Genomic DNA, 21,511 nt, shown 5'->3' with positions numbered 1-21,511 from the left:
CTGGGCGGGGCCGGCGGGTCAGGGGGCGAGGATGACCGAGCGGGTGAGGTGGCGCGGCCGGTCGGGGTCGAGTCCCCGGGCGGCGGCGACCGCGACCGCGAGCCGCTGGACGCGGACGAGTTCGGCGAGCGGGTCCAGCTCGCCCTCGACCCACATCCCGCCGGTGGCGCGGACCTGCGCGGCGAGCCCGTCGGGTGCCGCGCCGAGCATCCAGGTGGCGGTGCCCTCGCAGGTCACGCTGATCGGGCCGTGCCGGTACTCCATCGCCGGATATGCCTCGGTCCAGGACAGCGACGCCTCGCGCATCTTCAGCCCGGCCTCGCTGGCGAGCCCGACCGTCCAGCCGCGCCCGAGGAAGGTGAACTGGCGGCACTCCACGAGCCCTTCGGGCAGGGGGGCGGCGAGGGCGGTGCGCGCGTCGGCCACGGCGGCGTCGGTGTGCAGGCCGAGGTGGGCGCGCAGCAGGGTGAGCGCGGTGGTGGCGAACCGGGTCTGGACGACGGAGCGTTCGTCGGCGAAGTCCAGGACCACGAGGTCGTCCGCGGTGTCCACGACCGGGGTGTCCGGGTCGGCGGTGATCGCGGTGGTACGGGTACGACCGGCCAACTCGCCCAGTAGTTCCAGCACTTCGGTGGTGGTGCCGGACCGGGTGAGGGCGACGACCCGGTCGTAGGACCGCCCGTGCGGGAACTCCGAGGCGGCGAACGCGTCGGTCTCGCCCTGCCCCGCGCCCTCCCGTAGCGCGGCCACCGCCTGGGCCATGAAGTACGAGGTCCCGCATCCGACGACGGCGACCCGCTCCCCCGCCCGCGGCAGCGCCTCCCGGTGCCCCGGCGCCAGTTCGGCGGCCCGTATCCAGCACCCCGGCTGGCTGTTCAGCTCGTTCTCGACATGGGTCATGGCCCATACCCTCCCCTTGCTGATTGTTCTTGCAAGGTATAGCGATCTTTCGAGCACAATCAAGCATTTGGCGGGGAAGCCGGGTGCGCTAGGGTCGCCGGGAGATCGTCCGGAGGAAGAAGACGGAGGCCGCGGATGTCCCGGGACGCCCGCTGGAAGGCGCTGCTGGAACTGCTCGTCGAGCGCGGCCGGCTGGAGGTCGAGGAGGCGGCGGCCGAGCTGGCGGTGTCGGCGGCGACGATCCGCCGGGACTTCGACCAGCTCGCCGAACAGCAGATGCTGGTGCGCACCCGGGGCGGCGCGGTGGTGCACGGAGTGTCGTACGAACTCCCGTTGCGCTACAAGACGGCCCGGCGGGCCTCGGAGAAGCAGCGCATCGCCAAGGCGGTGGCCGAACTCGTCGCGCCGGGCGAGGCGGTGGGGCTGACCGGCGGTACGACCACCACGGAGGTGGCCCGCGCGCTGGCCGTGCGCGGCGATCTCGCCACCGGCTCGCCGGCGTTGACCGTCGTCACCAACGCGCTCAACATCGCCAACGAGCTTGCCGTGCGCCCCCAGTTCAAGATCGTGGTGACGGGCGGGGTGGCGCGCGCGCAGTCCTACGAGCTCATCGGTCCGCTCGCGGACGGGGTGCTGGGCCAGATCACCCTGGACGTGGCCGTGCTCGGTGTCGTCGGTTTCGACGTCGCGCACGGGGCGGCGGCGCACGACGAGGCGGAGGCCGCCATCAACCGCCTGCTGTGCGAGCGCGCCGAGCGGGTGGTGGTCGCCGCGGACTCCAGCAAACTGGGCCGCCGCGCGTTCGCCCGGATCTGCGGGACCGAGCTGGTGGACACGCTGGTGACGGACACGGCGGTGGAGCGGGAGACGGTACGGCGCTTCGAGGAGGCGGGCGTGCGGGTGCTGACGGTGTGAGGCGGGGGGTGCCTGGTGCCACGCGGGCCGACGAAGCCGGTCCGGCTCGGGCTCCGCGACCACTGGAGCGCCGTTCATCTCGGGTGCGGCAGCGACTGAAGCGCCGTTCCGTGCGCACACCGCGCCGATCGGCACGCCGTTCGCCTCGGACACCGCTCCAACCGGGGCACCAGTCACCCCGGTTGCCGTACCGGCTGCCGCGCCGTGCGTCCGCCCGCCTCACATGCCGCGGAGGTCGGCCTTCACGAAGCCCGCGCCCCGCTGGTCGTTGCAGAGCGCCGGCGGCCGGTCGGCCGGGTCCGGCCAGGTCTGCGGGGCCTGGAGCGCCACGCTCACCAGGGTCAGCAGCAGGTCGACGTCGCTCGCGGCGTCCAGGCGCAATGTCACCCACGGCGAGCCGCGCACGATTCTGATCGCGCCCGAGTCCTTGAGGTCCTTGGCGAACCGCCGGACGGCCCGGTCGGTGAGCAGCAGGTCGACATCCCGCTCGGAGTGGAAGTGGACGATCTCACCCTGGGCGGAACTCACCGCCTGCCCCAGGCCGCAGCTCGGCACGGTCTCTCTCAGATCCGGCCAGGTCGCCAGTTGCGCGAGCGCGCGCGAGGCCAACGTCATGGGCCCATCATGGCGCGCTCACCCGTCCGCAACCAGCTCGTGAGTGAGCATTAACCGACCCGTATCCGGCGCGTGTTCAGCGTCTCGTACACGTGTCCAGTCGCCGAACAGGTCCGCATACGCCCGGTATTGCCTCGCCCTACGCCACCCAGGGAGGGGAATCCGCAGGTGGGCCCGTACGGCAGGGCCGCCCGCCCTGCTCCCGCGACCCGGGCGAGCGCGCGATCCGGGGCCGCGACGCGAGCGAGACGGCCCGGGGACGGGGTCCCCGAAAGGGCGAAGCACCGGACGCCGGTTCGTCACCGCCCCGCCCGAAGGGCGCCCGGTACGACGGCCGGCCGCGCGGGGCCGGTCCGCGACCGTCTTGCCCCCTCCCGGTGCCCCCCGTACGCTGAATTTTGTGCCGATAGTAAACAAAACCCGTGTGCACAGCGACGTGCCGGGCCGGAGCCTCACGGCACTGCGCGCCGCGATCACCGCCTTCTTCGCCCTGGACGGTTTCATCTTCGCGGGGTGGGTCGTCCGCATCCCCGACATCAAGCACCAGACGCACGCCTCCACCGGCGCCCTCGGGCTCGCCCTGCTCGGCGTGTCCGCCGGTGCCGTGCTCACCATGACGCTGACCGGGCGGCTGTGCCGTCGCTACGGCAGCCATCCGGTGACCGTGGTCTGCATGGTGGTGCTCGCGCTGAGCGTGGCGCTGCCCCCGCTCACCCACTCGGCGCCGGCGCTGGGTGCCGTACTGCTGCTGTTCGGCGCGGGCTACGGCGGGGTCAACGTGGCCTTCAACAGCGCCGCCGTCGATCTGGTCGCCGCGACGCGCAGGCCGATCATGCCGAGTTTCCACGCGGCCTTCAGCCTGGGCGGGATGGTCGGCGCGGGCCTCGGCGGGCTGGTCGCCGAGCACCTCTCCCCCACCCGGCACCTGCTGGGCCTCACCGTGGTCGGGCTGCTCGTCACGGCCGTCGCCGGACGCGTCCTGCTGCGGTGCGAGCCGCCGGAGCCGCCCGAGCGCACACCGGCACAGGCCGCACAGGCGAGCGGACGGCAACGGCGCGGGGTCGTGATCGTCTTCGGGCTGGTCGCGATGTGCACGGCCTACGGGGAGGGGGCGATGGCCGACTGGGGCGCGCTCCACCTCCAGCAGGACCTCTCGGCCTCCGCGGGCGTCGCCGCGGCCGGGTACGCGTGTTTCGCGCTCGCCATGACCATCGGCCGGCTGACCGGGACGACGCTGCTGGCCCGGTTCGGGCGGGCCCGGACCGTGGTCGCCGGAGGCACCGTCGCGACGGCCGGAATGCTGCTCGGTGCCCTCGCGCCCTCGGTGTGGGCCGCGTTGGCCGGTTTCGCGGTGACCGGTCTCGGGCTCGCCAACCTCTTCCCCGTCGCCGTGGACCAGGCGGGTGCGCTGGCCGGCGCGTCCGGCGTCGCCCTGGCCTCCACCCTGGGTTACGGCGGCATGCTCCTCGGGCCGCCGGCGATCGGGTTCATGGCCGACTGGTTCTCCCTGCCCACCGCGCTCACCAGCGTGGCCGCGCTGGCAGCGGTCGCCACCGTCCTCGGCCTGGCGACGCGGCACGCCTTCACAGACACCGTTTCGCCCGGCCGACGAAGCCGGTGACGAGGTCCCGGGTGCGTATTCGCAACTCGTCCGACTCGGCCCTGCTGTTCGCCTTGGACAGCTTCGTGATCTCCGCGAGCACGTCCTCCGCGGCCCGGCCGAACTCCTCGTCGTCCGTCAGCATCTGCGTGCGGAACAGGGCCTCTTGGGCCCGGGAGCGCAGGTCGTAGGCGCGGATGCGGACCGTGCCGGGGTCCTCGGGCGGTGGCTGTTCGTGCTCGCAGAACCACAAGTGGATCAGGCAACGGCGGTAGTTGACCAACGCGCCCGCGTAGGCCGAGTACGCCTCCAGCCGCTCCTGCCGGAGGCTCTCGCGCCGGGTGAACCGGTGGCCGCTGTCCGTGGTGCGCCGCTGGAACGCGAGGGTGAGTGCCGACCCGAGCAGGGTGCCGAGGACGGCTACGGCGCTGGCGATGATGGATTCCACTCCCCGAGCTGATCACGCACACCGCGAGCCGGCCACCCACGCCGAGTGACCGGTCCGGCCTGGATGACCGACCGCAGTACGGGAGTTGGGGTGGAAGGGAGTGATTCGGTGAGCGTCGTGTCCCACGTTCGGGTGTTTCGGTCCCGTCGCCCGGATGAGCCGGCGCGGCCATGAGCATCGTCGCCTCATGACCAAGCGAAAGACACCCGGCCCGAACCTCGCTGCGGTGCTGGGAACAATCCTGCTCGTGAGCGCCTTCGCGAGTCCCTTGGCGAGCGCGAGCGCCGCCTCCGCCACCACCGTCTCCTCCGCCACTGCCACCTCCTCCGTCTCCGCCGCGCCCGCGGCCCTCGCGGTCCGCGCCTGTGAGACCGGTGGGCCGCACACCGACTTCAAGGGGACGAACATCAACATGCGCAGCACCCCGGGCGGCAACTACGTCGGCACCGCGAACCAGGGTGACTGCGCGTACTGGTACCAGACGGACTCCGGCCCCCGCGTACAGTGCCCGGGCGGCACCAGCACGGTCGCCTGGCATCTCGTGCAGAACAAACGGACAGGGGTGGTCGGTTATGTCTCCGCCTGCTATCTCTGACGACCGGCCGACCCGGTTGCGGGTGAGCGACTTCCTCGAAGTCCTGGACCGGGAGGGCCGGTTGCTGGCGGCGGCCGCCGCTGCCGCGGGGCCCGGCGCGGCCGTGCCCCCGTGCCCGGGGTGGCGCGTGCGCGATCTGGTACGGCACCTCGGCGCCGTGCACCGCTGGGCCGCCGCCCTCGTCGCCGACCGGGCCACCGCGCGCCCGCCGTTCGGCGACCCGCCGGAGCCCGCCGACGACGAACTGGTGAGCTGGTACCGGGACAGCCACCGCCTGGTGGTGGACACCCTGGCCGCCGCGCCCGCCGATCTGGAGTGCTGGACCTTCCACCCCGCGCCCACCCCGTCGCCGCTGGCGTTCTGGGCCCGGCGGCAGGCGCACGAGACGGCCGTGCACCGTTATGACGCCGAAAGCGCGCGCGGCGGGGAACCGTCCCCGATCGCCCGGGACTTCGCGGTGGACGGCATCGACGAACTGCTGCGCGGCTTCCACGCCCGCGACCGGAGCCGGCTGCGCAGCGAGCGGCCGCGCGTGCTGCGGGTGCGCGCGGTGGACGCGGGACCGGACGCCGTGTGGACCGTACGGCTCACGGCCGGGCCGGCCCTGACCGTACGTACGGCCGAGGGCGAGGCGGAGGCCGAACTGTCCGGCCCGGCCGATCAGTTGTACCTGGCGCTGTGGAACCGGACGGCCATCCCGAAGGTGACCGGCGACCCGGCGCTCGCGACCCTGTGGCGGGAGCGGTCCGGGATCTGAGGCCCGGTCAGCCGGCCTCCGAAGCCTGTGGCCCGGTCAGTCGGCCTGGGTCAGCATCCGGGTCAGCACCTCGCGCTGCACGGGTCGTACCTCACCGTGCAGCGCGGATCCCCTCTCCGTGAGGCAGACCCGCACCGCGCGCCGGTCGTCCGCGCACATGCCCCGCTCGACGAGGCCGTCCTTCTCCAGCCGGGCGATCAGCCGGGACAGCGCGCTCTGACTGAGGTGGACCCGCTCGGCGATCTCCTGCACCCGGTAGGCACCGCCGCCGTCCACGGCCTCGCCCTCGGCCAGGACGTCCAGCACCTCGAAGTCACTCGCGCACAGCCCGTGCCCGTGGAGCGCCCGGTCCAGTTCGCACTGGGTGCGGGCGTGCAACGACAGGATCTCCCGCCACTGCTCGACGAGCCCTCGCTCGGCATTCTTCGCCGCCATGCCCGCACGGTAGCAGAAAATCGCGTTTGTTGCACTGTAATTAAATGAGCTTGCATTGAATGCGCGTGCATGTAATTTCGTCGCCATGACTTCTCCGCTCACCCCCTCCGCGGCCCCGTCCCCGGCCGTGCGCTGGACTCCCCGGCTGTGGGGCACCCTCCTGGTGCTGTGCGCCGCGATGTTCCTGGACGCGCTGGACGTGTCGATGGTCGGCGTCGCACTGCCGTCCATCGGCTCGGAACTCCACCTGTCCACGTCGACGCTGCAGTGGGTCGTCAGCGGCTACATCCTGGGCTACGGCGGCCTGCTCCTCCTCGGCGGCCGGACCGCCGACCTGCTCGGCCGACGCCAGGTGTTCCTGGTGGCGCTCGCCGTCTTCGCCCTGGCGTCGCTGCTCGGCGGACTCGTGGACTCCGGCCCGCTGCTGATCGCGAGCCGCTTCGTCAAGGGCCTCAGCGCGGCCTTCACGGCACCGGCCGGCCTGTCGATCATCACCACCACGTTCCCGGAGGGCCCGCTGCGCAACCGGGCCCTGTCCATCTACACCACCTGCGCCGCAACCGGATACTCCCTGGGCCTCGTCTTCTCCGGCCTGCTCACGGAGGCCAGCTGGCGGTTCACCATGCTGCTCCCGGCGCCGGTCGCGCTGATCGCCCTGTTCGTGGGCATGAAGCTGCTGCCGCGCAGCGCGCGGGAACGCGGCCACGGCGGCTACGACGTCCCGGGCGCGGTCCTCGGCACCGCCTCGATGCTGCTGCTGGTCTTCACCGTCGTCCAGGCGCCCGAGGCCGGGTGGGCGTCGGCCCGCACGATCCTGTCCTTCGCCGCCGTGGCCGTCATGCTGATCGTGTTCGTCCTCGTCGAGCGGCGCAGCCCCAGCCCGCTGATCCGGCTCGGGGTGCTGCGTGCCGGCTCCCAGGTCCGGGCCCAGCTCGGCGCGCTGACGTTCGTCGGCAGCTACACGGGCTTCCAGTTCCTGGTCACGCTCTACATGCAGCAGGTACTGGGCTGGTCCGCCCTGCACACGGCGCTGGCGTTCCTGCCGGCGGGTGCGCTGGTGGCGCTCTCGGCGACCAAGGTCGGCACCGTCATCGACCGGTTCGGCACGGGACGGCTGATCGTACTGGGCTTCGTCATGATGACGGCCGGGTACGCGCTGTTCCTGCGCATCGACCTCCACCCGGTCTACGCGTCCGTGATCCTGCCGACCATGCTGCTGGTCGGCGCGGGCTTCGCCCTGTCCTACCCGTCGCTCAACGTCCAGGCCACCAACGGGGTGGGCGAGCACGAGCAGGGCATGGTCTCGGGTCTGCTGAACACCTCGGTGCAGGTGGGCGGCGCGATCTTCCTGGCCGTGGTGACGGCGGTGGTCACCGCGCACGCCCCCGAGAAGGCCACCCCGCAGGCCGTCCTGGACAGCTACCGGCCCGGACTCGTCGTCGTCACGATCGTCGCCGTCGTGGGACTGCTGCTGTCGCTCAGCGGACTGCGCCGGCCCCGGCCGACCCACTCCGTCGTGGTCGCCAGGTCCACCGTGAAGGAGGCGGACGCCGACCGGGTACCGGTCCGCGACTAGGGGGACCGCCTCCAAGGTGCGCCCGGTGGGGGTTCGTTGCCCGCCGGGCGCACCTCTGCGAAGCTGACGGCATGGACGCCCACGGAGGCCGCCGCAGCCAGGCGGAGCGGGACGCGGTGACGGTCGAGATCGGGTACGCGCTGGTCAGCGCGGCCTTCGCGGCTGCCGTGCTGTTCGGGGCCGTGGCCGGGCCCGCGCTGCTCTTCGACCTGCCGAGCCCGCTGTCCACGGTGCTGCTCCGGCTGGGCCTGGTGGTCGCCCCGCTCGTGTTCATGGCCCGGGTGGTCAGCGTTCTGCTGCGTTTCCGCCCGCCGGCCCAGCCCGGCCGGCCCGGCCGCACCAGCCCCGACTCGTAGAGGAGCACGACGAGTTGGGCCCGGCCCGCACGCCCGGCTTCCACCGCCCGCTCAGCCGGACGGCACGCCCGGCCCCGTACGCCCTGCCCCGTGACTCTGCCCCGCCCCGTCAGGAACCGGCCGGCTCCTCCACCGCGGGCTCCGCCGGAGGTGCCGCGCGGTGGTCGAGCGCGGTCAGGGCGCGCTGGGCGATCGGGCGGGAGCGGACGATCTCGGCGAGGGAGGTGGCGCCCGTGGTGATGTCCCGGAACGCCCGCCACGCCGGACGGAAGCCGGTGAGCGCCGCGTGGAACAGGCCCGGACGCCGCTCGAACACGGACAGCAGCCGCCTGCCGACGCTCATCTCGACACCGAGCCCCGCCTTGATCGCGAACGCGTAGTTCAGGGCCTGGCGCCGGGTGTCCACCGCGTCGTGCGCCTCGGCGATCCGTACCGCCCACTCCCCCGCCAGCCGGCCCGAGCGCAGCGCGAAGGAGATGCCCTCGCGGGTCCACGGCTCGAGCAGGCCCGCCGCGTCGCCGCAGACCAGCACCCGGCCCCGGGACAGCGGCGAGTCGTCGGCGCGGCAGCGGGTCAGGTGCCCGGAGGAGAGGGACGGCTCGAACCCGGCGAGACCCAGCCGGGCGATGAAGTCCTCGAGGTACCGCTTGGTGGCGGCTCCCTCACCGCGCGCGGAGATCACGCCGACGGTCAGCGTGTCGCCCTTCGGGAACACCCAGCCGTAACTGCCCGGCAGCGGCCCCCAGTCGATGAGCACCCGTCCCTTCCAGTCCTCGGCGACGGTCTCCGGCACCGGGATCTCCGCCTCCAGGCCGAGGTCGACCTGGTCGAGCTTCACGCCGACGTGGGCTCCTATCCGGCTGGCGCTGCCGTCGGCGCCGACGACCGCGCGGGCCAGCACCGTCTCCCCGCCCTGGAGGACGACGGCGACCGTGCGCCGGTCCGGCACCGCCGAGCCGTGCTGCTCGACCCGCTGGACCGTGACGCCCGTACGCAGTTCGGCGCCCGCCTTCTGGGCGTACTCGACCAGTTGCTGGTCGAACTCCGGCCGGTTGATCAGGCCGAACAGTATCTGCTTGGAGCGGCGGGTGCGGGTGAAGCGGCCGTTGTGGGAGAACGTGACGGCGTGTACCCGGTCCCGGAAGGGCAGTTCGAAGCCGGGCGGCAGCGCGTCGCGCGAGGGGCCGATGATGCCGCCGCCGCACGTCTTGTACCGCGGCAGCTCGGCCTTCTCCAGCAACAGCACACGCCGTCCCGCGACCGCCGCCGCGTAGGCGGCCGAGGCGCCCGCCGGGCCCGCGCCCACCACGACGACGTCCCACACGCGCCGCACGTCGTCCGCTGAAGAGTTCTCGCCGCTCACGATGGTCTACCGCTCCGCTCAAGCCGCTGCCAAGTGTCTGTCGCATCCTACGGCGACCGGCCACGCGATCCGCTGTGGGAGGATCGTCGTACCCACCCCGTACCACGTCGCACCCACGAGGAGCGTGCCCATGCCGTCGAATCCGCTCGCCGAGACCGTCGCCGCGCTGCTGCCCCGGGCGAAGGCGGAGCTGGCCGAACTGGTCGCCTTCCGGTCGGTGGCGGACTTCTCCCAGTTCCCGAGGAGCGAGAGCGAGGCCGCCGCGGGCTGGGTCGCCGACGCGCTGCGGGCCGAGGGGTTCACGGACGTGGCCCTGCTGGACACCCCGGACGGCACCCAGTCGGTGTACGGCTACCTGCCGGGCCCGGAAGGCGCCAAGACGGTCCTTCTCTACGCGCACTACGACGTGCAGCCCCCGCTGGACGAGGCCGGCTGGTCCACTCCTCCGTTCGAGCTGACCGAGCGCGACGGCCGCTGGTACGGCCGCGGGACCGCCGACTGCAAGGGCGGCTTCATCATGCACCTGCTCGCCCTGCGCGCCCTGAAGGCGAACGGCGGCGTCCCGGTGCACGTGAAGGTGATCGTGGAGGGCTCCGAGGAGCAGGGCACGGGCGGCCTGGAGCGGTACGCCGAGCAGCACCCCGAGCTGCTGGCGGCGGACACGATCGTCATCGGCGACGCGGGCAACTTCCGGGTCGGTCTGCCGACCGTGACCACCACGCTGCGCGGAATGACCCTGGTCCGGGTGCGCGTCGACACCCTGGCCGGCAATCTGCACTCGGGCCAGTTCGGGGGTGCCGCCCCGGACGCGCTGGCCGCGCTGATCCGGGTGCTGGACTCGCTGCGCGGCGCGGACGGGTCCACCACCATCGACGGCCTGGACGCGACGGCCCGGTGGGACGGCCTGGAGTACACCGAGGAGCAGTTCCGCGCGGACGCCAAGGTGCTGGACGGTGTGGGACTGATCGGTGACGGTTCGGTCGCCGATCGCATCTGGGCCCGCCCGGCGGTCACCGTGCTCGGGATCGACTGCCCGCCGGTGGTCGGCGCCACCCCGTCGGTGCAGTCGAGCGCCGGTGCCCTGATCAGCCTGCGGGTGCCGCCGGGCACGGACGCGGCGGAGGCCACCAAGCTGCTCCAGGAGCACATAGCGGCGCACACCCCGTGGGGCGCGCAGGTCACCACCGAGCAGATCGGCCAGGGCCAGCCGTTCCGCGCCGACACCTCCAGCCCCGCCTACGCGGCGATGGCCGAGGCGATGGCGGTGGCCTACCCCGGCGAGACCATGCAGTACGCGGGTCAGGGCGGCTCCATCCCGCTGTGCAACACCCTCGCCGCGCTGTACCCGCGGGCGGAGATCCTGCTCATCGGGCTGAGCGAGCCGGAGGCGCAGATCCACGCTGTCGACGAGAGCGTGTCCCCCGAGGAGTTGGAGCGGCTGTCCGTGGCCGAGGCGCTGTTCCTGCGCAATTACGCGGCGGGCTGATCCCTTCTGCCCACGGCAGAGGGCCCTCGCCCGCGGGGGAGGGCCCTCTTTACGGTCGGCGCATGGACGTCATCCCACTGCTGCCCCGGCTGCACCTGCTGCGCTTTCCCGTCGGCCAGGCCTATCTCTGGCGCGATGACGGGGAGTTGACCCTGATCGACGCGGGCCCGATCGGCTCCGGCCGGCCGATCGCCGACGCGGTCGCCGCGCTGGGGCACGATCCGCGCGACGTACGACGCGTCGTGCTCACCCACTTTCATGAGGATCACGTCGGCGGAGCGGGCGAGTTCGCCGCGCTGAGCGGGGCGGAGGTGCTGGCGCACCGCCTGGACGCCCCGTTCGTCCGCGGAGAACGGCCGGGCCCGCCGCCGCGGACGGAGGAGTGGGAGCGGCCCCTGCACGCGGCGGCCCTCGCGCGGTTGCCCCCGGGCCCTCCGGTGCCGCCGGCCTCGCTCACCGAGCTGTCCGACGGCGATGTGCTGGACTTCGGCGGCGGCGCCCGGGTGGTGCACGCCCCCGGGCACACGGACGGCAGCATCGCGGTGTTCCTGCCCGCGCACGGTGTGCTGTTCACCGGGGACACGGTGGCGGCGGCGCCGGACGCCGGGACGCCGATCCCCGGGGTGTTCAACCTGGACCGGGCGCGACTCCTCGCGTCGATCCGCCGGATGGCGGACCTGGGCGCGGACGTGGCGTGCTCCGGGCACGGCGACCCGGTGCTGTCCGGCGCCGCCGCGGTGCTCCGCTCGCTCGGCTAGCCGCACCACGGGGTCAGCCGACCGGCACCCCCGCCTCCAGGTAGAGCGCGCTGCCCCGTTCCCGGGCGCGCAGCGCCCAGCGCAGCCGCTCGTAGCGGACCGGGGGCAGCATCGCGGCGGCCTCCTGCTCGGTGGCGAACCGCCAGGCGCGCAGCTCGGGTCCGGGCAGCAGCACCCGGGACGCCTCGCCGGGGCCGAGCCGGCCGCCGTCGAAGAGCAGCCGCAGCCCGCCGTAGCCGGGCGGGGCGGGGCGTTCCCAGTCCACGACCAGCAGCCGGGGGACCTCGCGCAGCTGTATGCCGGTCTCCTCGGCGACCTCGCGCATCCCGGCGCGGGCCGGCGCCTCGCCGCGTTCCACCACGCCGCCGGGGAACTCCCAGCCGGGCTTGTAGGTGGGGTCGACGAGCAGCACCCGGTCGTGCTCGTCGAAGAGCAGCACCCCGGCGGCGAGTGTCTCGGCGGTCGGCTCGGGGGTCTGCACGATGTCGCAGGCGGGTACGGAGCCGTCGCCGACGGCCTCGGCGATGCGGACGGCGGTCTCGTACGGGGTGAGGGCGCTGGTGTCGAGCGGGTGGGCGTCGGCGGTGAGCCAGGAGGCGAGGGCGGCGCGGTAGGGCTCGATGTGGTCGCAGGACCACTGCCGGGCGGGTATCTCGCCGTCGTCTGTCTCGGGCGGGACCTCCCGGTCGGCCATCCGCTCCCGCAGGATCGTTTCGGTGGGGGCGAGGAGCAGATGGTGCACCGGTATCCGGCGGGCGGCGAGCCCGCCGAAGATCTCGTCGCGGTATTCCTGGCGGAGCAGGGTCATCGGCACCACGAGGGTGCCGCCCAGCTCGGCGAGCATCGCGGCGGCCGTGTCGACCACGAGCCGGCGCCAGATCGGCAGGTCCTGGAAGTCGCCTGCCTCGGCGAGACGCTTGGGCGGCAGCAGGTGCGTCAGTGCCCCGCCGATGATCTCGGGGTCGAAGAGCGCGCTGTTCGGGATCAGTTCGATCAGTTCACGTGCGGTCGTGGTCTTCCCCGCACCGAACGCGCCGTTGATCCAGACGACGGTCACGGACTCCCCCTCTTCTGTTGGCCCCCTGAGGATTGCCCGCTCCACCCTGCCATGGAAACCCCCCGCCGTTGAGGGCGCCTGCCCGCGCGTATACACGCACGTGCCGGTGTCCCCTGGGACGGGGACACCGGCACGGACGCCGTGGGTCGCGGGTCAGTCGTGGTCGAGGATGGAGTCGTCGAGGTCCAGGCTGTCGTGGCTGACGAGATCACCGACCTCCTCCACCGTGTCCGACACGTCGAACGGCCGGTCGACCGCCGCGTGGGAGGGAGTGACGGCGGCCACGACGAATCCGGCGGCGAGGGTGGCGATGGCGAGCATGCTGCGCTTCTTCATGCGCTGATCAACGGCGTGGAGCGGCCGGGGTCACGCGGATCGCGCGAGCTTCCCCCCTCGGTGCCACCCTTTCCCGGTCGAACACATCCGAACAACGCCACGCCCGGCCTGAACGACCCTTCCGACACAGTCCGACACGTCCTACCGTGAGCGCGCATTCATGACGCGCACATGCCGTCATCCGCGCTTTCGCGAGTGGGAGGAACGTCGACGATGCGTCACCCTCACAGCCGCACGACCCGTTTCAGAGTGGCCGGAGCGCTCAGCGCCGGAGTGCTGTGCGCGACAGGCCTCGCCGCCCCCGCCCTGGCGGCGACCGCGCCGGCCCCGGCGGCGCGGACCGCGTCCGCGTCCCTGGACGACGGTCTCGCCCTCACCCCGCCGATGGGCTTCAACAACTGGAACTCCACCTACTGCCGGGCGGAGTTCAACGAAAGCATGGTCAAGGGCATCGCGGACATCTTCGTGGAGAAGGGCCTGAAGAAGGCCGGCTACCAGTACGTCAACCTGGACGACTGCTGGGCCCTGCCCCAGCGCGACGCGAACGGCCGGCTGGTGCCCCACCCGGAGCGCTTCCCGAACGGCATCAAGGCGGTCGCGGACTACGTCCACGCCAAGGGCCTCAAACTCGGCATCTACACCAGCGCCGGCACCAAGACCTGTGACAGCGTGGGCCTTCCGGGCGCCCTGGGCCACGAGTACGAGGACGCCCGGCAGTTCGCCGACTGGGGCGTGGACTACCTGAAGTACGACAACTGCAACAACCAGGGCCTGGACGCCAGAGAGCGCTACCGGACCATGCGCGACGCGCTCAGGGCGACCGGCCGGCCCATCGTCTACAGCATCTGCGAATGGGGCGAGAACAAGCCCTGGGAGTGGGCCGCCGACATCGGCCACCTGTGGCGGACCACCGGCGACATCAAGGACAACTGGCCCTCGGTGCTGTCGATCCTGAAGCAGAACCTCCCCCTCGCCCGGTACGCCGGACCCGGCCGCTGGAACGACCCCGACATGCTGGAGGTCGGCAACGGCGGCATGACGGACACCGAGTACCGCTCGCACTTCTCCCTCTGGTCGATCATGGCCGCGCCGCTGCTCATCGGCACCGACCTGCGCAAGGCGTCCCAGGCGACCTACGACATCCTGGGCAACACCGAGGTCATCGCCGTCGATCAGGATCCGCTCGGCAGGCAGGGCACGGTCGTCTCCGCCGAGGGCGGACGCTGGGTCGTCGCCAAGCAGATGGCGGACGGCAGCCGCGCGGTGGCCCTCTTCAACGAGTCCGGCAGCGCCCAGCGGATCGCCACCAGCGCCGGCGCGGTTGGCCTGCCCCGCGCCGCCGGTTACGCCGTGCGCGACCTGTGGCAGCACCGCACGTACAACACCGCCGGCACCCTCGCCGCCACCGTCCCCGCCCACGGCACGGTCCTGCTGCGCGTCACGGCCGACCGGCACTGGGCCGCGTATCCGCCCGCCGTCGAAGTGGGCCTGGACAGCGACCTGTTGCTGACGGCCGGCGCCCCGGTCACCCTCACCAGCACCGTCACCGACCTGGGGCGCACGCCCGCGCGCCGTGTGTCCGTGGCGCTGACCGGCCCGGCCGGCTGGGACATACGGGCCACCTCGGCGACCTCGGCCACCGCCCTCCGCACCGGCCTGACGCTGCGCACCGGCTGGCAACTGACCGTCCCGGCCGGCACCCCGACCGGCTCCTACGGCCTCACCCTGCGAGCGAGTTACCGATCGCCGTCCGGCACGCCGGTCACCAGCACGGTGCCGCTGACCGCGTCCGTGGTCGTACCGCCGCCGCCCGGGACGTCGTACCTCAGTGACCTGCCGTGGATGTCGGCCGCCAACGGCTTCGGGCCGGTGGAACGCGACACCAGCAACGGCGAGAAGGCCGCGGGCGACGGCCGCCCGCTCACCATCGGCGGCACGGTGTACGCCAAGGGGCTCGGCGTGCACGCGCGCAGCGACATCGCGTTCTACACCGGCGGGGCCTGCGAGAAGGTCACCGCGTCGGTCGGCGTGGACGACGAGAAGGGCGCCAAGGGCAGCGTCACCTTCGAGATCCTGGCGGACGACACCCGGGCCGCCGCCTCCGGCGTCCTCACCAACGCGATGCCCGCCCAGTCGCTCACCGCGGACATCACCGGCGCCCGGGTGATCCGGCTCGTCGTCACCGACGGCGGCGACAACACCGACTCCGACCACGCGGACTGGGCGGACGCCCGCCTGAGCTGCTGAACGCCCGGCGGGGCCGGAGCCGAGCCGTTCGGTAGTGTGTTCGTACGGCGGGGCCCGCCGTCGCCGGACGGCGACGGCCACGGCCGTGACCCACGTCCGACGACCACGGGCGTCGGCACGGCCGTCGGTCCCCGAGCGCGGGGAACGGACGACGCGACGGACGGGGGAACGACCGATGACGACCGCTGATGTCCTGTCCGGGGCCGGAAGCGGCCCGCCGGACGGTGACACGGTCATCGACGTGCGGGAGCTGCGGATGCGCTACCGCGGCCAGGACGTGCTGAAGGGGGTGGACTTCACCGCCCGGCGGGGCGAAGTCGTCGTGCTGCTCGGCCCGAACGGCGCCGGCAAGACGACCACCATCGAGATCCTGGAAGGTTTCCGTATGCGCTCGGCCGGTGACGTGACCGTCCTCGGCACCGATCCGGCCCGCGGAAACGAACGTTGGCGTGCGCGCCTGGGCATCGTCCTGCAGTCCTGGCGCGACCACGGCAAGTGGCGGGTGCGGGAACTGCTGGCCCATCTCGGCTCGTACTACGCGCCGTACTCCACCCCCCTGGTACGGCGGCCGTGGGACGTCGACGAACTCCTCGCCGCCGTGGGGCTGTCCGGGCACGCGGACAAACGGGTCGGGACCCTGTCCGGCGGCCAGCGCAGACGGCTGGACGTGGCCGTCGGCATCGTGGGCCGGCCCGAGCTGCTGTTCCTGGACGAGCCGACGGCCGGTCTGGACCCGGAGGCTCGCAGCGAGTTCCACGGTCTGGTGCGCGGGCTCGCGGACGAGAGCACCACCGTCCTGCTGACCACGCACGACCTCGCCGAGGCGGAGCGGCTCGCCGACCGGATCCTCATCCTGGCCGGCGGCCGGATCGTGGCCGACGGCCCGGCCGTGGAACTGTCCCGGCGGGCATCGGCCGAGGCCACCGTGCGCTGGACCCGGGACGGGCGGCCCTTCGAGGAGACGACGGCCGAGCCCACCCGGTTCGTGCGCCGGCTGTTCGAGGAGTACGGAGAGGCCATCGGCGGGCTGGAGGTGCGCCGGGCGAGCCTGGAGGACACCTATCTGACGATGGTGCGGGAAGTGGAGGCGGGGAGCGTGGCCGGCGAGCGGGCGGCGCACTCGTTCAGGGGGGAAGCGCGATGAGTCCGGTGTGGTACGCGGCGCGGGCCGGGGTGCGGCGCGGTCTGACGGAACTCCGGCAGACCTTCACCACCGGGCAGGACGTGTTCGGCTACGTGCTGTGGACGGTCCTGCTCATGGTGCCGCTGTTCCTGGTCGGGGACGATCCGCTGGAGGGCGCCGGTATCTCGGTCGGCGCGTTCATGCTGCCCAGCATGGTGGGGATGACCCTCGCGTTCACCGGGATGCTGACCACGGCGCAGCTGCTCGCGACCGAACGCGAGGACGGCACCCTGCTGCGGGCCAAGGCCGTGCCCCACGGCATGGTCGGCCACCTGGTCGGCAAGATCGTCACGGTGTCGGGGACGGCTCTCGTCTCCATGGCGCTCCCCTTCCTCCTGGGCGTGTTCCTGGTGGACGGGGTGGCCCGGCAGGGCGGCGGGGCGCTGCTGACGCTGGTGTGGGTGGTGCCGCTGGGGCTCCTCGCGAGCCTGCCGATCGGCGCCGTCCTCGGCTCGCTCGTCGACAGTCCGCGCACCATCGGTCTGCTGACGCTTCCGGTGATGGGACTCGTCGTGATCTCCGGGATCTACTTCCCGCTGTCGAAGCTGCCCGAGTGGCTCCAGACCGTCGGGCAGGTCTTCCCCGTCTACTGGCTCGGCCTCGGCCTCCGGGCCGCGTTGCTGCCGGGCGAGGCGGTCGCCGCCGAAGTCGGCGCGTCCTGGCGGCACCTGGAGACAGCGGGCGCGCTGGGTGCCTGGGCGGTCGCCGGGCTGCTCCTCGCACCGTCCGTCCTGCGCAGGATGGCCCGCCGCGAGTCCGGGGCCACGATGGCCGAACGGCGCCGGAAGGCGATGCAGCGGGTCGGCTAGCGCCGGACGGGCCGGCCCCCGTTGCCGGACCCGCCCGGCCCGGCCGCACCCCGGCGACCGCTACGGACGCCGCCGCACGACGCGCCGACGCGCCGACGCGGCGGTGGGGCCGCGGCAGGGCCTAGCAACTCGCCGCGGTCGCGTCCGGGGTGCGGGTCTGGGCCGCCGCCGCCGCGCCGACCAGGCCGGCGTCGGTGCCCATGCGGGCGGGTACGACGGTCAGCCGCCGCACGAAGGACAGGGTCGCGTAGTCGGTGAGGGCCTGGCGCAGCGGGGTGAACAGGATGTCGCCCGCCTTGCCGACCCCGCCGCCGATCACCGCGATGTCGATCTCGACCAGGGTCGCGGTGGCCGCGATCCCGGCGGCCAGCGCCCGCGCCGCCCGCTCGAAGGAGGCGACGGCGACCGGGTCGCCCGCGCGGGCCGCCGCGGCCACCGCGGCGGCCGAGGTGTCGCCGTCGGGGCCGGGGCGCCAGCCCCGCTCCAGCGCCCGGCGGGCGATGTTGGGGCCGCTGGCGATGCGCTCCACACAGCCGCGCGCGCCGCACGGGCAGGGGTCGCCGTCGAGGTCGACGCTGATGTGGCCGATGTGCCCGGCGTTGCCGGTGGGTCCCGGGTGCAGCCGCCCGCCGAGGACCAGACCGCCGCCGACGCCGGTGGAGACCACCATGCACAGCGCGTTGTCGTGGCCCCGCGCGGCGCCCTGCCAGTGCTCGGCGGCGGTGATCGCGACCCCGTCGCCGATCAGCTCGACGGGCAGGCCCCCGGTGGCCGTACGCACCCGGTCGACCAGCGGGAAGTCCCGCCAGCCCGGCACGTTCACCGGACTCACGGTGCCCGCCGAGGCGTCCACCGGGCCGGCGCTGCCGATGCCGACCGCCCCGGCGCGGTCCCACAGCGGCGACGCGGACAGCTCGCCGAGCACCTCCGCCACGGCCCGCATGACCGTTTCGCCGTCCTGCCGGGCGGGCGTGGGGCGCTGGGCGCGGACCAGAAGGCGTCCGTCGCCGTCCACCAGCGCGCCGGCGATCTTGGTGCCGCCGATGTCCAGGGCCGCCACGAGGTCGGTGTGCAACAAGTCAGATCTCCCCGTTGAAAGCTCGAGAACCAAAGAGAGCCGGCCGGTCAGGCGGTGGGGGCGCAGGCCGGAGACAGCGGTGCACAGTCTCTCGCGGTTCTGACAACGTTGTCCAGGCTCTATGCTCGACGCCACATCCTCATACAAGCCCACGGATGCCGCACCCCCGTGGACGGGATGAATGACCGCCGGACGACAGACAGGACAGCGCACGTGCCCGAGACCACCCGCCGCGCAGACCGCCCCACCGGGAACCGGTACGGCAACCGCCCGACGATGAAGGACGTGGCGGCCCGCGCCGGGGTCGGGCTGAAGACGGTCTCCCGCGTGGTCAACGGCGAGCCCGGGGTCACCCCGGACACCGAGCGCCGGGTGCAGGAGGCGATCGACGCGCTCGGCTTCCGCCGCAACGACAGCGCGCGGGTGCTGCGCAAGGGGCGGACCGCGAGCATCGGGCTGATCCTGGAGGACCTCGCGGACCCCTTCTACGGCCCGCTCAGCCGCGCCGTCGAGGAGGTGGCCCGCGCCCACGGCGCGCTGCTGATCAACGGCTCCAGCGCCGAGGACCCCGAGCGCGAGCAGGAGCTGGCGCTGGCGCTGTGCGCGCGCCGGGTGGACGGGCTGGTGGTGATCCCGGCCGGGGTCGACCACCGGTATCTGGAGCCGGAGATCCGGGCCGGTGTGGCGACCGTGTTCGTGGACCGCCCGGCCGGCCGGATCGACGCCGACGTGGTCCTGTCCGACAGCTTCGGCGGCGCCCGCGACGGCGTCGCCCACCTCATCGCGCACGGCCACCGGCGGATCGGCTTCATCGGCGACATGCCCCGGATCCACACGGCGGCGGAGCGGCTGCGCGGGTACCGGGCGGCCATGGAGGACGCCGGAATATCCGTGGCGGAGCGCTGGATGTCCCTGGGTGCGACCGACCCGGAGCGGGTGCGCCGGGCGGCGGAGGAGATGCTGACCGGCCCCGACCCCGTGACCGCGGTCTTCGCCGGCAACAACCGGGTGACGGTCACCGTCGTCCGGGTGCTGGCCGAGCGGGCCCGCCGGGTCGCGCTCGTCGGCTTCGACGACTTCGAGCTGGCCGATCTGCTCCAGCCGGGCGTCACGGTCGTCGCCCAGGACTCGGCGGCCCTCGGCCGCACGGCCGCCGAACGCCTCTTCCGCCAGCTCGACGGCACCCTGGTCGCCCCGGAGCGCATCGAACTCCCGACCCGCCTCATCACCCGCGGCTCGGGCGAACTGCCGCCGACGGACTGAGCGGGGCGGGCGGGGCCGGGCGGGGTCGCTACGGAGTGGCCGTGCGGCCGTGCCGGCCCGCCGCCTCCTGAGCCGCATCGAAGGCACGTCGGCCGGCACCGCGACCGTACGACGGGCCGGGCCGGAGCGGTCCCGGCGCGGCCAGGCCACCGGAGCGCCGACCGACCGGCGGCGGGGACGTTCAACACCCCACACCGGCCGGAGGACCACGGGCCCCCGCCGGACCCCCGGCCGTGCCCGCCGCCGCCCTTGCCTGCGGCGGGCACGGTGACCACAGCCGGTACGGCGGGGCGCGGGCCGGCCGGTCGCCCGCCGGTACGGGCGCTCGTACCGCCCCGGTCAGCGGCCCCTCGGGCTACTTCGCGGACGCCGTCAGGTCGCCGCGGCGGGGGGAGGCGAAGGATTCCAGGTCGGCGCGGGTGAGCCCGGTGAGGCGGGCCACCTCGGCGATGTCCAGGGCGCCGCAGTCCAGGCCGCGCAGCAGATAGCCGCTGAGCGCCTTGGCGGTGGCGGGCTCGTCCATGACGTCGCCGCCGGCCCGGTTGGCGTAGCGGGCGAGGCGGGCCGCGGCCTGCTCGAAGCCCTCGCGGTAGAAGGCGAAGACGGCGGCGTAGCGGGTGGGGATGTGGCCCGGGTGCATGTCCCAGCCCTGGTAGTAGGCGCGGGACAGCGCCCGCCGGGTCAGGCCGTAGTGGAGGCGCCAGGCGTCGTGGACCTTGGCCGTCGGGCCGACGGGCAGGACGTTGGTGGAGCCGTCCGAGACGCGGACGCCGGTGCCGGCCGCGGCCACCTGCATGACCGCCTTGGCGTGGTCGGCGGCCGGGTGGTCGCTGGCCTGGTAGGCGGCGGAAACGCCGAGGCAGGCGCTGTAGTCGAAGGTGCCGTAGTGCAGCCCGGTGGCACGGCCCTCGGCGGCCTGGATCATGCGGGCGACGGCGGCGGTGCCGTCGGTGGCCAGGATGGACTGGCTGGTCTCGATCTGGATCTCGAAGCCGAGGCGCCCGGCGTCCAGGCCGTGCGCCTTCTCGAAGGCCTCCAGCAGCCGGGCGAAAGCGCTCACCTGCTCGGGGTAGGTCACCTTGGGCAGGGTGAGGACCAGGCCCTCGGGCAGGCCGCCGGCCTCCATCAGGCCGGTGAGGAAGACGTCGAGGGTGCGGATGCCCCGGTCCCGTACGGCGGCCTCCATGCACTTCATGCGGATGCCCATGTAGGGCGCGGCGGTGCCGTCCCGGTACGCCTCGGCGATCAGGCGGGCGGCGCGGGCGGCCGTCGCGTCCTCCTCGTCGTCGGGGCGGGGGCCGTAGCCGTCCTCGAAGTCGACGCGCAGGTCCTCGATGGGCTCGCGCTCCAGCTTGGCCCGCACGCGGGAGTAGACCGGCTCGGCCAGCTCGTCCGACAGGCCGAGGACGGCCGCGAAGGAGGCGGCGTCCGGGGCGTGTTCGTCGAGCGCCGCGAGGGCCTGGTCGCCCCAGGAGCGGATGGTGCCGGCGGCGAAGGCGTCGCCGGGGACGTACACGGTGTGGACGGGCTGGCGGGTGCCCGGGTCCCCGGGGTAGCGGCGCTCCAGCTCCGCGTCGACCGGTGCGAGGGAAGCGCTGATCTCCTCGCTGACGGCGCCCGCGAGGCTCGTCGCCACCTTCTCCTGCTGACCCATCCCACACCCTCCAGTTTTCCGCTCTATGGAATCAACAATCCGTATAGCGAAGCTATCTGGCAACCTTCCGACTGGTCAAC

General features: G+C 73.4%; 21 protein-coding genes. 12 read left to right on the top strand and 9 right to left on the bottom strand.

Annotation, left to right across the window (positions count from 1 at the left end):
• Positions 1-18: 18 nt before the first annotated feature.
• Positions 19-900, bottom strand: a complete 882-nt coding sequence (locus ACSURM_RS31950) for an SIS domain-containing protein (protein WP_436959236.1) — start codon at positions 898-900, stop codon at positions 19-21.
• Positions 901-1,035: 135 nt separating this feature from the next.
• On the opposite strand from ACSURM_RS31950, the gene ACSURM_RS31945 reads away from it, so the two are divergent.
• The gene (locus ACSURM_RS31945; RefSeq protein WP_436959235.1) at positions 1,036-1,815 is read left to right on the top strand and encodes a DeoR/GlpR family DNA-binding transcription regulator; all 780 of its coding nucleotides are present in this window, start codon (positions 1,036-1,038) and stop codon (positions 1,813-1,815) included.
• A 219-nt stretch (positions 1,816-2,034) separates the two neighbouring features.
• Here the strand turns inward: ACSURM_RS31945 and ACSURM_RS31940 are convergent, their stop codons facing one another.
• Positions 2,035-2,430 carry a luciferase domain-containing protein gene (locus ACSURM_RS31940; protein ID WP_436959234.1) on the bottom strand — a complete coding sequence of 132 codons (396 nt, stop codon included), beginning with the start codon at positions 2,428-2,430 and terminating at the stop codon, positions 2,035-2,037.
• Between the two features lie 436 nt (positions 2,431-2,866).
• Between ACSURM_RS31940 and ACSURM_RS31935 the strand changes: the two genes are divergently transcribed.
• Positions 2,867-4,051 (top strand): MFS transporter, encoded by a 1,185-nt coding sequence (locus tag ACSURM_RS31935; protein WP_436961221.1) that lies wholly within the window; start codon positions 2,867-2,869, stop codon positions 4,049-4,051.
• Here the strand turns inward: ACSURM_RS31935 and ACSURM_RS31930 are convergent.
• Positions 4,014-4,478, bottom strand: a complete 465-nt coding sequence (locus ACSURM_RS31930; RefSeq protein WP_436959233.1) for a hypothetical protein — start codon at positions 4,476-4,478, stop codon at positions 4,014-4,016. The two genes, ACSURM_RS31935 and ACSURM_RS31930, sit on opposite strands and share 38 nt — an antisense overlap.
• Before the next feature lie 187 nt (positions 4,479-4,665).
• Between ACSURM_RS31930 and ACSURM_RS31925 the strand changes: the two genes are divergently transcribed.
• Positions 4,666-5,073: a hypothetical protein gene (locus ACSURM_RS31925; RefSeq protein ID WP_436959232.1), complete on the top strand. Its 408-nt coding sequence runs from the start codon at positions 4,666-4,668 to the stop codon at positions 5,071-5,073.
• A gap of 16 nt (positions 5,074-5,089) precedes the next feature.
• A complete protein-coding gene (locus ACSURM_RS31920; RefSeq protein ID WP_436961220.1) occupies positions 5,090-5,830 on the top strand; it encodes a maleylpyruvate isomerase family mycothiol-dependent enzyme in 741 nt (246 codons plus the stop codon).
• 36 nt (positions 5,831-5,866) lie between these two features.
• Here the strand turns inward: ACSURM_RS31920 and ACSURM_RS31915 are convergent, their stop codons facing one another.
• On the bottom strand, positions 5,867-6,265 hold the full coding sequence (locus ACSURM_RS31915; RefSeq protein ID WP_436959231.1) for a MarR family winged helix-turn-helix transcriptional regulator: 399 nt from the start codon (positions 6,263-6,265) through the stop codon (positions 5,867-5,869).
• Positions 6,266-6,350: 85 nt separating this feature from the next.
• Here ACSURM_RS31915 and ACSURM_RS31910 point away from each other — a divergent pair, with 85 nt between their 5' ends.
• Together ACSURM_RS31910 and ACSURM_RS31905 are read left to right on the top strand one after the other, a co-directional pair.
• Entirely contained in the window at positions 6,351-7,841 is a 1,491-nt protein-coding gene (locus tag ACSURM_RS31910; RefSeq protein ID WP_436959230.1) for an MFS transporter, read from the top strand.
• Positions 7,842-7,912: 71 nt separating this feature from the next.
• Complete coding sequence (locus ACSURM_RS31905) at positions 7,913-8,197, top strand: DUF6332 family protein (RefSeq protein ID WP_436959229.1); 285 nt, start codon at positions 7,913-7,915, stop codon at positions 8,195-8,197.
• Positions 8,198-8,306: 109 nt separating this feature from the next.
• On the opposite strand, the gene ACSURM_RS31900 is transcribed toward ACSURM_RS31905, so the two are convergent.
• A complete protein-coding gene (locus ACSURM_RS31900) occupies positions 8,307-9,560 on the bottom strand; it encodes a geranylgeranyl reductase family protein (RefSeq protein WP_436959228.1) in 1,254 nt (417 codons plus the stop codon).
• A 130-nt stretch (positions 9,561-9,690) separates the two neighbouring features.
• Between ACSURM_RS31900 and ACSURM_RS31895 the strand changes: the two genes are divergently transcribed.
• A complete protein-coding gene (locus ACSURM_RS31895; RefSeq protein ID WP_436959227.1) occupies positions 9,691-11,046 on the top strand; it encodes a dipeptidase in 1,356 nt (451 codons plus the stop codon).
• A 62-nt stretch (positions 11,047-11,108) separates the two neighbouring features.
• Complete coding sequence (locus ACSURM_RS31890) at positions 11,109-11,804, top strand: MBL fold metallo-hydrolase (RefSeq protein ID WP_436959226.1); 696 nt, start codon at positions 11,109-11,111, stop codon at positions 11,802-11,804.
• A gap of 13 nt (positions 11,805-11,817) precedes the next feature.
• On the opposite strand, the gene ACSURM_RS31885 is transcribed toward ACSURM_RS31890, so the two are convergent.
• Positions 11,818-12,861 carry an NUDIX hydrolase gene (locus ACSURM_RS31885; protein WP_436959225.1) on the bottom strand — a complete coding sequence of 348 codons (1,044 nt, stop codon included), beginning with the start codon at positions 12,859-12,861 and terminating at the stop codon, positions 11,818-11,820.
• 153 nt (positions 12,862-13,014) lie between these two features.
• A complete protein-coding gene (locus ACSURM_RS31880; RefSeq protein ID WP_436959224.1) occupies positions 13,015-13,197 on the bottom strand; it encodes a hypothetical protein in 183 nt (60 codons plus the stop codon).
• 213 nt (positions 13,198-13,410) lie between these two features.
• Here ACSURM_RS31880 and ACSURM_RS31875 point away from each other — a divergent pair, with 213 nt between their 5' ends.
• The 3 genes from ACSURM_RS31875 (at position 13,411) to ACSURM_RS31865 (ending at position 17,436) form a co-directional block, all read left to right on the top strand.
• Complete coding sequence (locus tag ACSURM_RS31875; RefSeq protein ID WP_436959223.1) at positions 13,411-15,444, top strand: NPCBM/NEW2 domain-containing protein; 2,034 nt, start codon at positions 13,411-13,413, stop codon at positions 15,442-15,444.
• 175 nt (positions 15,445-15,619) lie between these two features.
• Positions 15,620-16,588 (top strand): ABC transporter ATP-binding protein, encoded by a 969-nt coding sequence (locus ACSURM_RS31870; protein ID WP_436959222.1) that lies wholly within the window; start codon positions 15,620-15,622, stop codon positions 16,586-16,588.
• Positions 16,585-17,436 carry an ABC transporter permease gene (locus tag ACSURM_RS31865; RefSeq protein ID WP_436959221.1) on the top strand — a complete coding sequence of 284 codons (852 nt, stop codon included), beginning with the start codon at positions 16,585-16,587 and terminating at the stop codon, positions 17,434-17,436. The genes ACSURM_RS31870 and ACSURM_RS31865 overlap by 4 nt, the downstream gene beginning before the upstream one ends.
• 121 nt (positions 17,437-17,557) lie before the next feature.
• Here ACSURM_RS31865 and ACSURM_RS31860 read toward each other — a convergent pair whose 3' ends face one another.
• Entirely contained in the window at positions 17,558-18,511 is a 954-nt protein-coding gene (locus tag ACSURM_RS31860) for an ROK family protein (RefSeq protein ID WP_436961219.1), read from the bottom strand.
• Positions 18,512-18,727: 216 nt separating this feature from the next.
• On the opposite strand from ACSURM_RS31860, the gene ACSURM_RS31855 reads away from it, so the two are divergent.
• On the top strand, positions 18,728-19,777 hold the full coding sequence (locus ACSURM_RS31855; RefSeq protein ID WP_436959220.1) for a LacI family DNA-binding transcriptional regulator: 1,050 nt from the start codon (positions 18,728-18,730) through the stop codon (positions 19,775-19,777).
• 355 nt (positions 19,778-20,132) lie between these two features.
• Here ACSURM_RS31855 and ACSURM_RS31850 read toward each other — a convergent pair whose 3' ends face one another.
• Positions 20,133-21,431, bottom strand: a complete 1,299-nt coding sequence (locus ACSURM_RS31850; RefSeq protein WP_436959219.1) for a DUF6986 family protein — start codon at positions 21,429-21,431, stop codon at positions 20,133-20,135.
• Positions 21,432-21,511 lie beyond the last annotated feature (80 nt).

Origin of the sequence: Streptomyces sp. SudanB182_2057, assembly GCF_964272715.1 — a bacterium.
GTDB lineage: Bacteria > Actinomycetota > Actinomycetes > Streptomycetales > Streptomycetaceae > Streptomyces > Streptomyces rubradiris.
Note: the sequence above shows the minus strand (reverse complement) of the source record. Positions and strands in the feature narration are given on the sequence as shown.

Bases quoted from the DNA above. Each gene is read 5' to 3' on its own strand.
- ACSURM_RS31890 (WP_436959226.1), top strand. From the start codon at position 11,109: ATGGACGTCATCCCACTGCTGCCCCGGCTGCACCTGCTGCGCTTTCCC.
- ACSURM_RS31915 (WP_436959231.1), bottom strand. From the start codon at position 6,265: ATGGCGGCGAAGAATGCCGAGCGAGGGCTCGTCGAGCAGTGGCGGGAG.
- ACSURM_RS31925 (WP_436959232.1), top strand. From the start codon at position 4,666: ATGACCAAGCGAAAGACACCCGGCCCGAACCTCGCTGCGGTGCTGGGA.
- ACSURM_RS31870 (WP_436959222.1), top strand. From the start codon at position 15,620: ATGACGACCGCTGATGTCCTGTCCGGGGCCGGAAGCGGCCCGCCGGAC.
- ACSURM_RS31850 (WP_436959219.1), bottom strand. From the start codon at position 21,431: ATGGGTCAGCAGGAGAAGGTGGCGACGAGCCTCGCGGGCGCCGTCAGC.
- ACSURM_RS31905 (WP_436959229.1), top strand. From the start codon at position 7,913: ATGGACGCCCACGGAGGCCGCCGCAGCCAGGCGGAGCGGGACGCGGTG.
- ACSURM_RS31940 (WP_436959234.1), bottom strand. From the start codon at position 2,430: ATGACGTTGGCCTCGCGCGCGCTCGCGCAACTGGCGACCTGGCCGGAT.
- ACSURM_RS31895 (WP_436959227.1), top strand. From the start codon at position 9,691: ATGCCGTCGAATCCGCTCGCCGAGACCGTCGCCGCGCTGCTGCCCCGG.
- ACSURM_RS31880 (WP_436959224.1), bottom strand. From the start codon at position 13,197: ATGAAGAAGCGCAGCATGCTCGCCATCGCCACCCTCGCCGCCGGATTC.
- ACSURM_RS31910 (WP_436959230.1), top strand. From the start codon at position 6,351: ATGACTTCTCCGCTCACCCCCTCCGCGGCCCCGTCCCCGGCCGTGCGC.
- ACSURM_RS31875 (WP_436959223.1), top strand. From the start codon at position 13,411: ATGCGTCACCCTCACAGCCGCACGACCCGTTTCAGAGTGGCCGGAGCG.
- ACSURM_RS31950 (WP_436959236.1), bottom strand. From the start codon at position 900: ATGACCCATGTCGAGAACGAGCTGAACAGCCAGCCGGGGTGCTGGATA.
- ACSURM_RS31865 (WP_436959221.1), top strand. From the start codon at position 16,585: ATGAGTCCGGTGTGGTACGCGGCGCGGGCCGGGGTGCGGCGCGGTCTG.
- ACSURM_RS31945 (WP_436959235.1), top strand. From the start codon at position 1,036: ATGTCCCGGGACGCCCGCTGGAAGGCGCTGCTGGAACTGCTCGTCGAG.